The following is a 16,710-nucleotide window of genomic DNA, read 5'->3' on the forward strand; positions in this document are numbered from 1 at the left end:
CTTGCTATAAAAAAAGTAATTTTTACTATCAGGAACCGGTGGGTCAAGTGAATAATAAAAAGGAGGATTTTATGAAGAAGAGGCTGGCAAAAAACGTATTTTACTCCCTGGGCGCGGTATCAGTCGCGCTGTTTTCCGTGAATGTCTGCCTGGCGATGGACCCTGTGGATAAAAATCTTTTTCCCTATGAACCCTCGCTGGTCAACTGGGAAAAGTCGTCGGCTCAGTTTACTGCCCCGGAAACCTGTGGAGAATGTCATCCGCAACAGTTTGAGGAATGGACCGGATCCTTGCATGCCCTTGCCTTAAAGGATCCTGTGTATCAGGGAGAGCTGAATAAGGCGGTCAAGGCGATGGGGCATGATATTTCCCGGCAGTGTGAAGGATGCCATTCGCCCATGGGCGTTGTCACCGGGGAAGTGAAGGGGGCGGGTCTGGCTGGTTTAAGTCCTGTCGCCATAAACGGTGTTTCCTGTGATGTCTGCCATTCCATGAAATCCCATACCGGTTGGCAGACGCCCTACCATCAGCCGGAAAACGGTTCTTTTGTCATGTCGCCCGGCAGGGACGGGGCGGATGGTCCGGTTCTGACCAAATACGGACCCTACGCCGCCGCCGACGGATGCGGCGAAGGGTTTCATGAATGTGTTGAGCAGCCGCTGCACAAAACAACGGAAATCTGCGCCGGCTGTCACCAGGTGCATCATTATAAAAACCATACTCCCCTGGAATCGACTTACCGGGAGTGGAAAGACAGCCCCTATTCGGTAAAAAACATCGGTTGCCAGGATTGCCACATGGTGGAGTATGACACCTTTCTCCGTTCAGCCGATGCCTTCACCAAGCCGCAGCGCGGAGAGTTCCGCCATTACTTCAACGGCGCCAACTTTCTTCTTTATTACCTGCTGGAGCAGGCGGCCATCAAGGGCGGAGACCAGGCCCTGGCCGCCAACGCCAAAAGCAAGTACGAGCTTGCGGTGAACCGCTTGAAGGCTGCGGCTGATCTGGATGTGACGCCGATTTACCGGGACGGCAAACTTGCCGAAATAAAGGTTCGGGTTCATAACCGGCGGGCCGGCCACAATCTGCCCACCTCCCTGACCAATATTCGCCAGATCTGGCTGGAGATGACGGTCAAGGACCAGGACGGCAAGATAGTCATGACCACCGGCACCGTCGGGGCTGACGGAACCCTGCCGGAGGAGGTGCGGCTGTTCAATTCCGACGGCATGGGCGAAAACCTGCACCTGCAGATTGATCCCTGGGAGGTGGTTGCCTTTTCCCGGCATGACACGATCCCGGCCAAAGGCTATAAGGATGTCTATTACGGTGTTTCCGGGGCCCACGCCAAGGGCCCGCTGTCGGTGGAGGTGAAACTGCGCTACCGCCAGGCGGAACAGAAAATCGCCGAGGCTCTGCTCGCCGCGGTTCCCAAGGATATCGATCTGGCCGCGACCTATGGCCTGACCGCGGTTCCCACCCTGCCGGTGGTTGACATGGTGGTAAAAACGATTTCCATGAACGTCGCGAAATAACAGGGTTCCGCCCTTTTGTCGCCGGCAGATAAAAAATCCCCCGCTTTGATACGCAGCGGGGGATTTTTTTTGCCTTTTCGGTATGAAATTTCCAGGATCGCCGACATTTGATTTCGTGAATGCGGAATTTCTCGTCGAGGGGTGAACCCCTCAATGATCGAATGATTGTCCTGCAGGCGCGCTAATGAGTTGATTTTGTAAAGGATCCAAAATACAATAAGTTAATTTCCGCTGTCGGAACGGTTTTTGCGATGGAAATGGAGAGGGAAATCCTGGCAAACCATGGGCTGGTCCTCGATTTCGCGGGAAATGAAATGACAAAGATCATAAAAAAGTGAATACGCAAAAAAAATGAAAGAGAAAATGATGAGCGTCTTTTTATTGCACATAACCGAGGGTGCCCGGTTTTTAATCATTTTTTTCCTGCTGTTGCTCCCCGTCATGGCGGATACGGTTTCCGCGCAAGAGGCCCCTGGTTTTCGTCCCGGACGGCAAGAGCTCGTCCCGCCGGAATCGGTTCGTCCCAAAATGAAAATCGATATGCAGATCCCCGAGGGAGGCAGGGCTTTTCGTGCAGAGCTGGAAAAAATCACCTTGTTTCTTGAAAAGATCGAGATTGAAGGGGTGACCATTTATCCGGAGGAAGAGATTCGGGCATTTTATCAGGATCTGCTGGGGAAGGAGATCGCCCTGGCGCGAATCTATGATGTTGAGGAAAAAATTACCCTGAAATACCGGCGGGACGGGTATGTGCTGTCCCGGGCCATCGTGCCTCAGCAGCGCATCCGCGACGGTGTTGCCAAGATTTATGTTGTTGAAGGTTTTATTGACCGGATTCACATTGAAGGGGCGGAACCCGTGCAGCCCAGGATTCTCGCCATGCTGAAAAAAATCGTCGGCAAGAAACCGCTGAAGATTCAGGATCTTGAACGCTCACTCCTCTTGGTCAACGAAATGGCCGGTGTGACAACCAGCAATATCATCCGGCCTTCCGAAGATACGCCGGGCGCGTCCGAGCTGGTGGTGGCGGCCGAGCGGCAACTGCTGGACGGCTACCTGTCCTATGACAACTACGGCAGCTATTATCTCGGGCCGGAGCGCGCCGCCCTCGGTCTTAATCTCAATTCGCCCTTTCGGCTGGGCGAAAGATTTTCCGTTATCGGCCTGATCACCAATCCCACCACTGAGCTGAAGTACATTGAGGCTGACGTCAGCCTGCCGCTCAATACCGAAGGACTCACTTTGGACATGAGTATGTCCGAGGGGCCTTCCCGGCCCGATGACGACCTGCGGCAGCTGGACACAGAGGGCCGCACCTATATCAAGACCGTCGCTTTGGCATATCCCTGGATTCGCACCCGCAATACCAGCCTCAGGATCGAGGCGGGCTATACCCACCTGAAATATCTGGTGCATGTGCTGGATGAAAAGTTTTTTGAAGACCGCATTCCGAAATATTATGCCTCCGCAACTCTTGATTTTCTTGATCAGTTTGCCGGGGCAAACACCATTATCCTGACCGCCAATCAAGGACTTGACTGGTCGGCAACCCAAAAGGGCTCCCTCTACTCAACCCGTGTCGAGGCAAGCCCGCAATTCACCAGCTTCAATGGGGAATTGCGGAGGATGCAGTACCTTGACCTTCTTACCCCCGGGCTTAGCCTGCTGACTCGATTTTTGTGGCAGTACAGCGACGAACCGCTTTTTTCCTCGGAGGAGTTCGGTATCGGCGGCAGAGCAATTGGCCGCGGCTATGATGACGGCGAAATACTGGGGGACAAGGGCATCGGGTTTTCCGCCGAACTGCAGTACCTCACGCCGATCTACCGCGACTTTTCCTTCCAGCCCTATGCCTTCTACGATACGGGCAAGGTGTGGAATGTTGATGATATTGATGAAAACACGGACAATGAAAACCCGGATCTGGAGTCGGCCGGTCTGGGGATTCGAGTGTTCTGGCGGGAAAGCGTTACCCTGCACTGGGAAGTGGCAAAGCCGCTTTCCCGGATCCCTTCCCGGCAGAATGATCGGGATCCCTGGTATTCCTTTGCTGTGATTTTCACTTTTTGACGGTTTGCGCTGAGATTGCCCGGATACTGGAATGTATTCCCGGTTGCAAAAAATGATAAACGAGATGCAGTCAACTGAAGAAAGGAAACATCGGTTTCCCGGCGGAGAATCGTCATGAAAGGACAAGTGATTAACAAAAAAATCAGGGCGTTTGTCAACCGTTTAACCGCCAGGAAAATTGCGGCGCAGTCGACCAAAAAAGGTTTGCCGGACACGAGGAATCAGGGCAGCGGCCGATGTGTCTCCACCTTATCCGCATGCCTCGGCGCCTCGGTCTGCCTCGGTTCCCTGGTGGCACCGGCAAGCCTTTCGGCCCTGCCCCGGGACGGCAATGTGGCAGCGGGCTCCGCTTCCCTGGCTTACTCGCCTTCCCGTCTTGATGTCAATCAGGCGACCGATAAAGCGGTTATTGACTGGCGCGGCTTCAATATCGCGGCTGGTGAAGTCACCCGTTTCAACCAGCCTTCCACCTCATCCATGACCTTGAACCGGGTAACCGCCGGTGACCCGTCACGTATTCTCGGCACCATGACCGCCAACGGCCACGTGGTGCTGGTCAACCCCAACGGTGTCTTCTTCGGACCCGGCTCCCGGGTGGACGTGGGCGGCCTGGTCGCCACCACCGCCGACATCGCGGATACGGATTTCATGACGGGCAATCTTCGTTTCATTGTTCCTTCGACCGTAGCGGATGCCGCTGTTATCAATCAGGGCACCATCACCGTGCGCGATGCAGGGCTTGCGGCGCTGGTGGCCCCGGTGGCGGCAAATACCGGCATTATCCAGGCACGGCTCGGCAAGGTGGCGCTCGCTGCCGGTAATACCTTTACCCTTGATTTCCATGGCGACAATCTTCTCCAATTCGAGGTCGGCTCCAGCGTGGGGGAGGATCAGGCGGTTGGCGTCGATGCCCTGGTCACCAACAGCGGTCTCATCGCCGCCGACGGCGGCACGGTTCTTCTCACCGCTTCAGCCGCCGGGCGCGCTGTCGACAGGATCGTCAACATGGACGGCATCATTGAGGCAAGAGCGGTTGAAGTCGGCCGGGGAGGGGAAATTATTCTTCATGGCGGTGATGCCGGTATCGTCAGTGTCTCCGGCACCCTTGATGTTTCTGGAAAAGATGCGGGCCAACAGGGCGGGGTGGTCAAGGTGCTGGGCGACAAGGTCGGTCTTTTTGCCGGGGCGGTCATTGATGCCTCGGGATCTGCCGGCGGCGGCGAGGTGCTGGTGGGCGGTGATTTCCAGGGCGCAAATGCCGATATCGCCAATGCGACCGCCACCTGTGTGGATAGGGCTGCGGCAATTACCGCCGATGCCGTGACCGCGGGCAATGGCGGCAAGGTCATTGTCTGGGCCGACGGCACTACCCGTTTTAACGGCGAGATCAGTGCCCGGGGCGGCAGTGTCGCGGGTGACGGCGGGTTTGTCGAAACTTCGGGGAAAAATTTTGTTGAGGTACGCGGCGGCGTCAACGCTTCCTCTCCACGGGGAAAAGCTGGAAACTGGCTCATTGATCCGGCCGACATAACCATCGCCGATGCAGGACCGGCAAATGGCGCTTTTGATGGCGGTTCCCCTGAAAATCTTTTCACTCCCGGCGCCAACGACGCCGTTGCCGATGTCACCACGATTCAAAATTCATTAAATTCCGGCACAGATGTAAAAATAACGACGACTGGCGCAGGGGGGCAGGATGGCGATATCACCGTAGCTGATTCGATCGCGCTAACCAGTGCCGGCGGGGCGACGCTGACCTTGGATGCTGATGACGACATCTTTGTCAATGCCGCTATTTCCGCAACCGTGCAGCCGTTGAATGTTTCCCTTGTCGCGCGCAATGGTAATGCCGCGGATGGGACGGATAATGTCGCGATTAACGATGCCGTCAGTTTAAACGGCGGGACTCTCGATATAACCGCCGACGGCGCGGTGACTCAAAGCGGGAGCGGCATTATTACGGCCGACACCCTGAGTGTAACCAACACCGGAGGCGACACGACCCTGGATCTGGCAAACACGGTGGCAAATCTCGGGGCATCGGATTTCACCGGTCGGACTGCTGCGATCACGGTGACGGGCGCCCTTCATGTTGAGTCAGTGGCAGGTGCCGCAAGTCTCACTGTGACCGCCGGGGGGAACGTGGATGTTGGAAGTATTACAGGAGATAATGTAACGATTACCTCGGCAGGTTCGATCCGTGACGGGTCAACCACTGAAAACAAGAGAATAGTCGCTGACACTGTTCATCTGATTGCCGCCGGGGCCATCGGCGAGGGAGCAGATGATCTTGATCTGGAGACCAGTGAGCTGACTGCCGAATTCGGAACCAGTATTTATGTGGAGAATCATACGGATTTTGACGCGTTGCACCTGTTCAGCACGCAGGCGGGCGAAAACAATGAATACGAGATAGCGGCGGATGACCTTACTTTTAACGTGACGGATGACGGCACACGCTATCTGCTGACCGACGTGAGGGAAGCATCCGGGGACGGCATGGATTTTTCCTTTCAGGGGGATGAGGATATAGCGATAGGAATGATTTGGCCTGGTGATGCTGCGACAGTTGTCGTGACCTCGACTCATGGTGCGATTCTTGAGTCGGGCGATGATGCAGCAGCGGAAATCAGGGCAACAAACGCTATCCTCACTGCTGCCGGTGGCGTCGGCGAAACAGGTGCGGCGCTGGAGACGCGGGTTGGTGATTTGGCAATCAATGTAACGGGAGCCGGGTCAATTTTTGTCAAAGAATTAGATCACGTGACCTTAGGCGATGTCAACACCGCGAACGGGTCTATCTCTATTACCTCCGTCGGGTCGATGACGGCAACGGATGTTGCGTCGACGGACGGCTCGGTGACACTGTTGTCAAGCGGCGGGATGATCGCAACTTTGGTGCGTGCGGTGGATTCCGGCGCGACCGGTAGCTATGACGTAAACTTGACCAACAACGACAGCGGTAATGTTGTTGTCGGAACGGTCAGCACGGACAATAACCTGGTGATCGATTCAGCGGGTTCCATCACGGACAGCGCCAGTGCGGTGATATCCGTCACCGGTCAGGGCATTCTGGATGCCGGCGGCGCGATCACCTTGGGTGATACGGCAACGGACAGCGTGCATTTCGGCAGCCTGGACGCGACGGCCGCGTCAATAATTGCGATAAGCGAAGACAGTGACATGGTGGTGGACCGTTTGGTCGCGGCAAGCACCAGCCTGGCTTCAACCGGCTCAATCACGGACAACGCCAGTGCGGTGATAACTCTCGATGGTCAGGGGGTTCTGCATGCCGGGGGTTCAATCACCCTGGGTGATACGGCAACGGACAGCGTCAATTTCGGCAGCCTGGACGCGACGGCCGGGTCAACGATTGCGATAAGCGAAGACAGTCATACGGTTATCGATCGTTTGAGTGCGGTAAGCGTCAGCCTGGCTTCAACCGGCGCGATCAGGGACAGCGCGAGTGCGGTGGTAGACGTCAGCGGTCAGGGCATTTTGCATGCCGGCGGGTCAATCACCTTGGGTGATACGGCAACCGACAGCGTCAATTTCGGCAGCCTGGATGCGACGGCCGGGTCAACAGTTGCGATAAGCGAAAACAGTGACATGGTGGTGGAGGGATTAAGCGCGACAAACGCTGCCCTGACCTCGACCGGCAATATCACCGATAGCGCGAACGCGGTGATACATATCGCCGGCCAGGGGGTTTTGCATGCCGGGAGATCGATCATCCTGGGCGATACATCGACTGACAGCGTCAATTTCGGCAGTATCGATGCGACAGGGTTCACTGCAGTCTCGATCAGTGAAAACAGTGACATGATTGTCGACGGATTGACTGCAACAAGCGCAACTCTGGCCTCAACCGGTTCGATCACCGACAGTGCAAACGCAATGATCGCGGTCAACGGCCAGGGCATTCTGCATGCCGCTGGTTCAATCACCCTGGGTGATACGGCAACGGACAGCGTCAATTTCGGCAACCTGGACGTGATGGCTGGGTCAATGGCGGCAATAAGTGAAAACAGCAGTATGGTTGTTGCCCGGTTGCGTGCCGCGAGGGCCGATTTGGCTTCAACGGATAATATCACGGACAGCGCCAGTGGTAGTGTAGAGGTCAGCGGTCTGGGTGTCCTGCATGCCGGTGGTTCGATCATCCTGGGAGACACGGCAACGGACAGCGTCAATTTCGGCAGCCTTGATGCGACAGCCGGGTCAACAATTGCGATAAATGAAAACAGTGACATGGTCATTGAGCGGGTCAAGGCATCAAGCACCCATTTGACCTCAACTCAGACCCTTTATGCGGCAAAAGTCAACTCAAACCATATTACTTTTATTGCCGATGAAATGAATTTCACCGGCGGTAAAGGCAGCATCGTCGGCTATGATATTCTTCTCCAGCCGGTCGGCAAGGGGCAGGACATCAATGTGGCGGGCTCCACGGATGCCGGAAATGATTCTCTTGATCTGACAACACAGGATCTTGCCGCTTTGCGGGATGGTTTTTCGATGATTACAATCGGCAGGGCAAGCGGAACCGGTCGGATCTTTATTCCATACAATCAGTTTGAGTGGCGGGACCCGGTGACGTTTCATGTGCCGGATAGCGGAATCGTGACGGTCAGTGATGTCATTCCCGATGATTTCGCCACCGGCACACATGTCGACGATCAGGATAAGTTCAACGTGCTGGCCGGCAAGGGTGATGCCTCTTTTACCTTCCTGTCTGATTCGTCGACAACCTTCCGGCTGAACGGTAATATCAAAACAGATGGCGGCAATGTTTTTATCGATGATGATTTGACGACGATCCTTCGTCCGGGCGCGATAGATTCAACCAACAAGGTGACCACCAGTTCAATCGCGATTGACACGGATGGCGGTGATATCACCTTTGGCCGTATGGTCGGCCAGACCACCTACCTGATGCTGCTTGCCGGTATCTCCGAGACGTTTGTGGACGGCGGCAGCGTCAATGGCGCGGTTGAAGTCTACGGGCTGCGGCTCTCCGGGGCCGATGGCGAACTTGGAGTCAAAATCACCTCGGTTGACAATGTTTACAGTCAGGATAAGTGGCCGGCCGTATATACCATAGTCACCCTGCCCGCCCCTCACACCGGAGGCTTTACCTTTAACGACCTGCCGGTGCGCGGCATGGCGATTGATCGGGATCCGCAGAACGCCTTCCTGCTTGGTCAGTTGACATTCTTCGGCGGTGCCGGGGAACTTTTTTCCATTGAAAGTTATGCCCTGCCCGAAGGATATTCCGAAGAAGAGGGCGAGGAGGATGAAGATGAAGCATCCGACACCACGCCGAGTGAAGCCGGTTTCGGGTTGACGGGTTCCGGGGATGAATCGCAGTGATGGGTGAGGACTGGATGAAACGGATTTTTTCTTTCCGGCAAATCGTTGTGGCCGGCCTGCTTGCGGCCGTGACGAGTGCATGTCAGACGACCGGGGTGACCGCTCCTTCCCGGCAAGACGGAAAACACCTTGCCGGCAGCAGTGGAATCGGTCTGATTCAATGGGAAAATATTCCGGCGGCGGAAGCAAGGATCAGTATTGTTGAAGAAGGTGATGTTGTTCGAGCCGGAAGGGAAAAAAAAGAAGAGCGCCGTTCCCTTCTTTCCCAGGCGTTTCAGTTGAAAAACGGCAGTCTTCTTTATGAAAAACGGGACAATATCTCCCCGGAGGCCCAGGTGTTCAACCCTTCCCTGGAAATTATGAACAGGTATGGCGGTCATCCGGAGCTGCTTTCGATGGGGTTGATTGTGGCTGCAGAGCGGATTGTCGACGCTCCTGATCTGCAAGGGGATTTCGCCTATACGGTTGTTGCCTCCGAAAACAAGAAGTGCGTGGTTTTTTTCGGCTACTCGCCGGATTCGGTTATCAATGCGGACAATAATGAGCCGTTCCGCCATTATCAGGCCGTGACCGGAACCATCTGTGCCGCGGCCGGGACTCAAGAGGCGGAAGCGGTTGAACAACAGGCCCTGAGTTTTCTGGGCCGGATCCTGTTTGATGACGGCGAATATACCAGGAAGCAGCTTCTTGCCAAGGCCTTCAAGAAACTTGACCGGATTGAGGAGCAACGGATGCTCGAGATGCAGCGGGATCAGGCCGGTCCGGAGATCCATGTCGCGGCGACCGTCGAGGCTGTCAAGGGAGAGGCAATCATCAGCGGCCGGGTTTTTGATGATTCGGTGATCGACCTGCTGCAGATAGAAGGGGAGTGGGTGGAACCGGCCAAGGACGGTTCCTTCAGCGCCACAGTCAAGGTTGATCCCTCTTTGACCGCAATAAAGCTGCTGGCGCTTGATCAGTACGGCAACAGTTCTGAAAAAAGCATCACTCTTGTCCGGAAGGAGGAAGCCGTTCCGGAAGAGGTTGCGGCCGAGGAACGCGGTGGCTATTATGCATTATTCATCGGCAACAGCGAATACCGGCACTGGCGGGATCTCGATACGCCGCGTTATGATGTGGAATCCGTCAGTCGGATTCTGCAGGATGGTTATAACTTCACTATCCGTAAAATCATGGTTGATTCCTCTCATAAGGATATTCTCAAGGCCTTGAATGAACAACGGAATCAGGTGGCGCCCGGCGACAGTCTTTTGATTTACTATTCCGGTCATGGGGTTCTCCATAAAGGCAAGGGTTATTGGGTGCCCGCCGACGGATATCTTGACGATCCGGCGAAATGGATTCCCAATGTCGACATCAACCGGGCATTGCGGCGAATTCCGGCGCGGCACGTGATCGTCGTGGCTGATTCCTGTTACTCCGGCACCCTGGCCCAGGAGAAATTCGTGCTTCGTGAACAAAAGGATGCCTTTCGTCGTTCCCGAACGGCAATGTCCGCCGGCAGTGGCGACGAGGTTGTGCTTGAACCGGTGCTGGCGGAAGGGGGAAAAGATAATTCCGTATTCGCCAAAAAATTAATTCAGGTTCTTGAAAATAATCATGATAGTATGAAGGCGGGCAATGAAATTTTTCAGCAGGTCAAGTCGCTGCTGACCCTCTACCCCCAGCATCCCCAATACGGCGCCCTGTCGGAAGTCGGGCACGAGGAAGGCGGGGATTTTTATTTTGTCAGAAAAAAATGACCCGTCCGGAAAATCACATGACGATGAGAAACGTCTTTTGGGGAGGCAGATGGTGAAAAGAAAAATGCTGCTGGCTGGAATCTGTTTTTTTCTCTCCTGTCAGTCCGCCCTTGCCGAGGAACTGGCGTTCCCTGAAACGGAAAAGGAAATTCTCGACAGCTTGAGTTTCAAGGAACAGACCCTGACCCATAACGGTCAGGAATATGTCTCAACCAAGGAAGGAGAGGTCTTCATGGTTCTTGAGGGTAAACGCTACCGCATGAAGGGCATCGGCGGCATTATCAATACCGCCCTGGTGCCGAAAGCCGGAGCCCTGGTCACTTTTGACACCAACTCGGCCCGCATCAGGGAGGAGTCCTACCAGCTTCTTCAACAGTATGGAAACGTTCTCGAACGTGACCTGCCTGATGCGAAAATCATTATCGAGGGCCATACCGACGATCTTGGGCCGGATGATTACAACAGTCTGTTGTCCGAAGAACGTGCCCTGGCCGTTAAAACCTATCTTATCAATCATTTCAAGGTCGCCCCGGATCGCGTCATGATCAAGGGCGCCGGAGAATCAAGGCCTATCGCGCCCAATGACCGGCCTGACGGGCGTTCGCTGAACCGCCGGGTTGAGTTCATCAGAACCATTGAATAGGTAACGGTGGGAACAGCCGGTGGCAATTGTTCTTTTTTTTGGAAAATTTGTGATACAATCTGTTAGAATAAATCATGATACAGGCACATGATGTCTCCCTGTCCGCGGGCGGAAGAATTGCCTGCCGGGGTGCGGAGCCGACAAATGATGATGAGGGTTTTTTGCCATGAAAAGGTTAGCAGGTGCGGTAATCTTGGGAAGCATGGTTGTCGCGGCGGGTTCCGCATGTGGCGAGAACCTCGCCTTTCCTCAGTCGGAACAGGAGATCAGTCAGGCTTTGAGTTTCCGGGAGGCGACAATTGTTCACGAAGGGCAGCAGTACGTTTCAACCAAGGAGGGCGAGGTCTTCATGGTGGTGGAGGGCAAGCGCTACCGCATGAAGGGGATCGGCGGGCTGGTGCACACGAGCCTTGTGCCGAAGGCCGGTGCCCTGGTGACTTTTGATTATAATTCCGCCGCCATCCGGCCTGAATCATATCAACTCCTTGACCAGTACGGCAAGGCGCTTACCAATGAACTGTCCGACGCCAGACTGATCGTTGAAGGCCACACCGATGATTTCGGAACGGAAGACTACAATTATGATTTGTCCGAACTGCGGGCACGGGCGGTAAAAAAATATCTGCAGGAAAATTTCAAGATTGAGCCGACCCGTCTGCTGATTCGCGGGGCCGGAGAGAACCGGCCGATTGCGGAAAATGAGACGGAAAAAGGACGATCCTTGAACAGGCGGGTCGAGTTTGTCAGAATCACCGCCGAGTAAAGGCTTGCGAATAAAGTGATGCCGGGATAACCGCGGAAAAGGCCACATGAACCTGTATGTTCCTGTGGCTTTTTTTTGTCGAGGAAGGAATCTATCGATGGCCAGGGATGACATGCACCTATGAAGGAACCGGAAAGCCTGCCGGAAACCATCGGCAAGTACAAAATAGAAGATGTCCTCGGCAAGGGCGCCATGGGCATCGTTTACAAGGGCTTTGACCCCTTCATCAAACGGGAAGTGGCAATCAAGCTCATCCACAAGGAACTGCTGGCCTCAAGCTCGGGTGAAGAGGTGAGTATCCGTTTCCGGCTTGAAGCCCAGGCGGCCGGCCGTTTCAGCTCCCATGCCAATATCGTCACGGTTTACGAATACGGCGAGGAAGATGGATGTCCCTACATTGTCATGGAATATGTTCACGGCAAGACATTGAAGGGCTGGTTGGATGCCGACACCCGGTTTCCCCTGCAGAACGCCTGCAGCATCATGAACCAGTTGCTGAACGCTCTCCACTATTCCCATTCCAATAATGTTGTACATCGTGACATAAAACCGGAAAATCTTTTTCTTCTCGAAAACGGGCAGATCAAAATTTCTGATTTCGGCATCGCCAAAATCGACAAAACCTCGGTCACCCAGCACGGCATGCGCATCGGCACCCCCAGTTACATGTCGCCGGAGCAGATTGAAGGCAAGCCGGTTGACGGCCGGTCGGATCTCTTTTCCGCCGCGGTTATTTTTTATCAGCTGCTGACCGGCCGGAAGCCTTTCAGCGGAGAATCTCTTGCCTCTCTCATGCATCAGGTGGTCAACAGCGAGCCCGCCTCGGTGCTTGCGCTGAATCATTCGCTGCCCAAAGCATTTGACGGACTGATGCGCAAGGCCCTGGCGAAAAATCCGGACGACCGTTTTCAGTCAGGCCAGGAATTTGCGCAGGCGATGAAAGCGGCCCTTGAGGGCAAATCCGTCGTGTTGCCGGTGAAAAAAGGGGCATCTCCGCTTGCGCGGTACGCGGCCTTGGGCGCCGTTGCCGTTGCCCTGCTGGCGGGAGGCGGCTACTGGTTCATGAACAGGGATGTTCCTTTGGGGCGCACCGACAGCGGGATAAGCGACCATGCGGAGCCTGGTCGAACGGTTCGGGGAATTGAAGAAAAGAGTGCGCGGGATGCCGCTGTTGCCGATCTCAAAAAGGAACCGGCCGCAACGCCGCCGCCGGTCCACGCGCCGGTTCGACAAGAAGAAGATGCCCGCGTGGCATCCTTGCCCTCTTCGGACGCGGCTGCCGGGAAAGCTGTTGAACCCGGGACAGCCGGCAAGGCAACCGGGGAAGAGGGAATTGTTGCCCCTGCTTTTGATGCAAGGATTTTTTTCACCTCAACCGACGGGGTGATGAATGAACTCAAGGACGGCGGCAATTTGACCCCGGCGGATACCTACTACGTTTCCTTCACGGCGGAAGATGACGTCAGTTTGTATGTCGCTCAGATCGACAGTCGGGGCGATATCTATCCTATTTTCCCGAATTCGCAGTTTTCCCTGGAAAAAAACCCTCTTGTTCCCGGCCGTGACTACAAATTTCCGCAGGACAACAATCTCTTTCTCGATTTCAACACAGGGAAGGAACAGATTTATTTTGTTGCCGGTCCGGCGCCGAACGAAGATATCGAGCGTATTTTCAGCGAAATACCGACCGCAAACGATACCCGGAAGAAGGAGCTTGCGAAAAATTTCGTCACGACCTTTGAGGGTCTTGATCCCGCGAATACCCGAAGTATCTGGTTCTGGCATAAGTAAAATGCCCATGCCTGTGCGCGGATGAGTTCGTTGCAAGAGAAAAAGGCAATCGTGTCACCATGAAAAGAGGTTGTTTACGAACATTATCCAGACAATACGCTGCCGGTGAAATCGATGCGGCGGCGTATCGTCAAAGCCGGAGAAAGCTGCTGGATGAACGTGAGGCGGAAGCAGCGCAGCCTCCTCCCGTTCCCGGCGGCGTGTCGAGTCCGGTTGCGGAAGAAAGAACCTTGGGAAAAAGGTTTTTCCTCTGGCTGCTTGGCGTTGCCTGTGCCGTTGCCCTGATTGTTGTTGCCTGGCGGATGCCGGGCATGGAAGAAAGGAGTACCACGTCCGGTGCTGCCGCGCCGATGGACGACGAGCCATATAGGGGCCGCGGCGCTGGTTCCGCCGATGGCGAGCCCGGGGCCGACACATCGCAAAAGGCCGGAGGCGCGGCATTGCCCGGCCTTGGCCCGCTGTGTGAAACATTATGGCGTGATCCCGCCGGCGCCGGGCAATTTACCCTGCAGTTCTGTTTCCGCGCCGGCGAAGAGGATATTGCCGCGCTGCTTGCGAAGCATGAAAATCTCGGCCTGCACGCGGTGCGATACCCGGGTGAGGAGGCCGTATGGCTTGTATATGGCCGGTATGACAAGAGTGAAACGGTCAGGCAGTATGCGGGCATCGTCGGGCAGGCGCTGCAACGTTTTTTTCCGGGACAGGAAATTTTACAAAAACAGTCTCCTGCCCGCTAGCTGGGTTCATTCCATAAGTTGAGCAACAATGGTCGATCTGGACAGCACACAACCCATACCCTTCGAGCGCCAGGGCGGCGGGCCTGAATTCAAGCCGGCGGCCGGAAAATATTTTTCCTGGCTTTGTTCCGGACTGACGGATGTGGGCAGTGTCCGCAAGGTCAATGAGGATTCGATCCTTCTTTGTCCGGAAAAAAGGATCTGGGCCGTGGCGGACGGCATGGGCGGCCACGATGCGGGTGATCTGGCCAGTCAAACCACGGTCGCCTTTCTGCGGGATGTTGCCTTTGTTCCGCGGATGAGCGATTATGCCGACAATGTTGAAGATGCGCTGCTGGCAGCAAATTCGCGCCTTTTTCAACTGGGGGTCGACAGGACGATAGTGGCCGGTTCCACCGTGGTTGTTCTGGTGGCCCATGAGCGCCACTGTCTGGTCATGTGGGCCGGGGACAGCAGGCTGTATCGATGGCGGCAGGGAAATTTCGAGCAGATCACCAGGGATCACAGTCACGTTGAGGATCTGGTGGAGCTGGGGCACATCACGGCCGCGGAGGCGGAGTTCCATCCCCAGGCCAATGTCATCACCCGGGCGGTGGGGGCGGCGCCCCACCTTTTTCTGGAAATGGAACTTCTTGATGTGCGGGATGGGGACAGTTTTCTGCTGTGCAGCGACGGACTGTATAAAGAACTTTCCTCCGCGGAAATAGCCGAGGTCATGGCGTCGTTCCCGCCGTCGCCGGCCTCCAGGCGGCTGATTGACCTGGTCCTTGAAAAAGGGGCGCGGGATAATGTCAGCGTGATTATTGTCAGGGCACGGGAAAATGATTGAAGGCGCTCTATCGAACTGGTTTCTTGAAAGCTATGTGGTGGAAAGCGCAACCATCCGGCGCATTTTCCTTGACCGTTTTCCCTTTATCGTCGGCAGGCATGCCGACGTCTCCCTGACCCTCGCTTCCGTCGATGTTTCGCGACGACATGCGGAATTTGACTGTCGCGACGGGAACCTTTTTCTCCGCGATCTGGGCAGTTCCAACGGGACATACGTCAACCGGGTGAAAATAACCGGGCAAACGCCGCTAAGGCACGGCGATGTCATCCATGTCGCCAATGTTGAGTTCCGTCTCATGGAGGAACGGACCAGGGCCGGCAGCGGCATGGAGGAAACCCAGTTCGGCATCCCGGTGCTTTCCGCCCTGCTGCCCGAGGGGCTGCAGGAGTTGCAGGACCTGCTTGACAGGAAGCAGGTGACGGCGGAGCTTGAATGTCTGGTTGATTGCCGGACACTCGCGGTTTACGGCTATGAGGTGCTTGGTCGTGGCCTGCACCCGCTGCTGCCGCAAAATCCCCGTGATCTTTTCCGGATTGCCGAAAGCGGCGGCATGGCGGTGCGCTTGAGCGAGCTGTTGCGCGTCCATGGATTGGAAATGGCCTGCGCCATGGCGCGGGATGTGCCGTTTTTCGTCAACACCCATCCCCGGGAACTTGATGACCCCGAACGTTTGCTGGCCTCGATTTCCGGGTCATGCGCAACATTTCCTTCCCTGAAGATCGTCCTTGAGATCCATGAAGAAGCGGTGACGGATCTCGACACCATTAAAAAGATAAAAAAACAGCTGCAGGCGAATGGCGTGCGGCTTGCCTATGATGATTTCGGCGCAGGGCAGGCCCGATTGCGCGAGCTGGTGGAAGTGCCGCCCGATTATCTCAAGTTTGATATGGGCCTGATCGCGGATATCCATAAGGCCCCCCCTGCTCACCGGCGCATGGTGGAAACCCTGGTGCGCCTTTGCCGGGAGGAAAAGATCGTCACCCTGGCGGAAGGGGTGCGCAGTGAGGAGGAGCTTCTGGCCTGCCGGCAGATCGGCTTTGATCTGTTGCAGGGGTACCTCTTTTCCTGACGCGGGAGGAATGCCGGCCGCCGCTGGAAAAGAAGCTTGAGGATAAAAAACAATGCGGTGAAGTCAGGCACGACTGGTGTATAATAGGGCGGGACGGCATGCAGGCGCCAGTGAAAGCGATATTTTTTCATACTATTTTGTGCAACCCGATTTGAGACGGA

General features: G+C 55.4%; 10 protein-coding genes. All 10 read left to right on the plus strand.

The features are described 5' to 3' along the window. Nucleotides 1–71: 71 nt before the first annotated feature. The 10 genes from BM485_04050 (at nucleotide 72) to BM485_04095 (ending at nucleotide 16,549) form a co-directional block, all read left to right on the plus strand. Nucleotides 72–1,535 carry a cytochrome C gene (locus tag BM485_04050; protein OKY76417.1) on the plus strand — a complete coding sequence of 488 codons (1,464 nt, stop codon included), beginning with the start codon at nucleotides 72–74 and terminating at the stop codon, nucleotides 1,533–1,535. A 366-nt stretch (nucleotides 1,536–1,901) separates the two neighbouring features. Beyond that, nucleotides 1,902–3,605 carry a hypothetical protein gene (locus BM485_04055; GenBank protein OKY76418.1) on the plus strand — a complete coding sequence of 568 codons (1,704 nt, stop codon included), beginning with the start codon at nucleotides 1,902–1,904 and terminating at the stop codon, nucleotides 3,603–3,605. Nucleotides 3,606–3,719: 114 nt separating this feature from the next. Continuing rightward, on the plus strand, nucleotides 3,720–8,975 hold the full coding sequence (locus BM485_04060; protein ID OKY76419.1) for a hypothetical protein: 5,256 nt from the start codon (nucleotides 3,720–3,722) through the stop codon (nucleotides 8,973–8,975). Then, nucleotides 8,975–10,717, plus strand: coding sequence for a hypothetical protein (locus BM485_04065; GenBank protein OKY76420.1), 1,743 nt, complete (start codon nucleotides 8,975–8,977; stop codon nucleotides 10,715–10,717). Before BM485_04060 ends, BM485_04065 begins: the two co-directional genes overlap by 1 nt. Continuing rightward, nucleotides 10,701–11,360, plus strand: a complete 660-nt coding sequence (locus tag BM485_04070) for a hypothetical protein (protein OKY76421.1) — start codon at nucleotides 10,701–10,703, stop codon at nucleotides 11,358–11,360. Before BM485_04065 ends, BM485_04070 begins: the two co-directional genes overlap by 17 nt. Nucleotides 11,361–11,562: 202 nt before the next feature. After that, nucleotides 11,563–12,123, plus strand: coding sequence for a hypothetical protein (locus BM485_04075; protein OKY76422.1), 561 nt, complete (start codon nucleotides 11,563–11,565; stop codon nucleotides 12,121–12,123). 120 nt (nucleotides 12,124–12,243) lie between these two features. Then, nucleotides 12,244–13,914 carry a hypothetical protein gene (locus tag BM485_04080; protein OKY76423.1) on the plus strand — a complete coding sequence of 557 codons (1,671 nt, stop codon included), beginning with the start codon at nucleotides 12,244–12,246 and terminating at the stop codon, nucleotides 13,912–13,914. Between the two features lie 59 nt (nucleotides 13,915–13,973). Next, complete coding sequence (locus BM485_04085) at nucleotides 13,974–14,651, plus strand: hypothetical protein (GenBank protein OKY76424.1); 678 nt, start codon at nucleotides 13,974–13,976, stop codon at nucleotides 14,649–14,651. Nucleotides 14,652–14,784: 133 nt separating this feature from the next. Next, nucleotides 14,785–15,480, plus strand: coding sequence for a hypothetical protein (locus BM485_04090; GenBank protein OKY76621.1), 696 nt, complete (start codon nucleotides 14,785–14,787; stop codon nucleotides 15,478–15,480). Next, nucleotides 15,473–16,549, plus strand: a complete 1,077-nt coding sequence (locus tag BM485_04095) for a hypothetical protein (GenBank protein ID OKY76425.1) — start codon at nucleotides 15,473–15,475, stop codon at nucleotides 16,547–16,549. Before BM485_04090 ends, BM485_04095 begins: the two co-directional genes overlap by 8 nt. Nucleotides 16,550–16,710 lie beyond the last annotated feature (161 nt).

This window comes from Desulfobulbaceae bacterium DB1 (genome assembly GCA_001914235.1).
Lineage (GTDB): Bacteria > Desulfobacterota > Desulfobulbia > Desulfobulbales > SURF-16 > DB1.